Consider the following 890-nt stretch of genomic DNA (forward strand, 5'->3'; position numbering starts at 1 on the left):
CCCCGCAGACGCCGCCCCCGCCCCGCCTCACCGGCCTCGGGCTGGGACACCGCCTCACTGGCGGGCATCGCGCCGGGCCTCGTCGTCACCGCGCAGAGGGACATCCTGCGCGCCGAGGGCACCCGCTATGCCACCCGCTTGGAGGTGGCCGGCGCGCTGGTCGCCCACGTCGACGTGGACGGGGTCGGGCACGGCTTCAACATCCTCGGCGCGCCCCGCAGCGTCGTCCAACCCGTCTGCGACCGCATCGTCGAGGAGACCCGTCGGGCGCTCTCCTGACCGTCGGCACCCACCACCCCAGCACCCACCACCTGCGGCACCTCCCAGCGGTCCGGGCTCCCCCGGAACGGCACCGCCCTCGTGAGGGAGCCCCTTCCGTCAGGGTGTCGCCCTCGCACCTGCGACGACCACTGGCGAGGTGCCGCCGCACGCGAGGCCCCTCAGTCGTCGGTGCGCCCCATCGCGCGCCCCCGCACCCAGTACGCCTGGTGCTGGACCGCCCCGCGAGGCACACCGGCATCCAGGAGCGCGCGACGCACCCGGCGGGTGGGTGTGGACTCCAGCGCGACCCAGGCCCAGTCGGGCGCCTCCGTCACTCCCCAGGTCCGGGTCGACGCGGGTCACCCGCCCGGGAACGTCCCCCCGTGGCAGCCACTGGTCCTCCGGGGCCTGGAGGACCACCTCCGCCGTGCACGAGGGCGGCGCCGCCGCGAGCGCGTCGGCGATGGCGGGGACGGAGGCCGGATCACCGACCAGCAGGAGCCGGGTCCCGGCCACGGGTGGGCGGTACCTAGTCCCGCCGTAGAGCTGGGCGGGGACCCGGGCCCCGGTCTGCACCCCCAGGGCCCAGCGCGAGGCGGGACCGGCGGGGTCGTGGGGGGGGGGGGAGA

1 protein-coding gene and 1 pseudogene are annotated in these 890 nt (G+C 77.1%); one reads left to right on the top strand and one right to left on the bottom strand.

Annotated features, from left to right (window positions below; genetic code table 11):
- Positions 1-279, top strand: a 279-nt coding sequence (locus BQ9890_RS14470) for an alpha/beta hydrolase (protein ID WP_143226476.1), incomplete at its 5' end; no start/stop codon positions are given.
- A 99-nt stretch (positions 280-378) separates the two neighbouring features.
- On the opposite strand, the pseudogene BQ9890_RS17065 reads toward BQ9890_RS14470, so the two are convergent.
- Positions 379-890, bottom strand: a pseudogene (locus BQ9890_RS17065) (hypothetical protein); the annotation flags it as partial.

It is taken from the genome of Actinomyces provencensis (assembly GCF_900155435.1).
Taxonomy (GTDB): domain Bacteria; phylum Actinomycetota; class Actinomycetes; order Actinomycetales; family Actinomycetaceae; genus Pauljensenia; species Pauljensenia provencensis.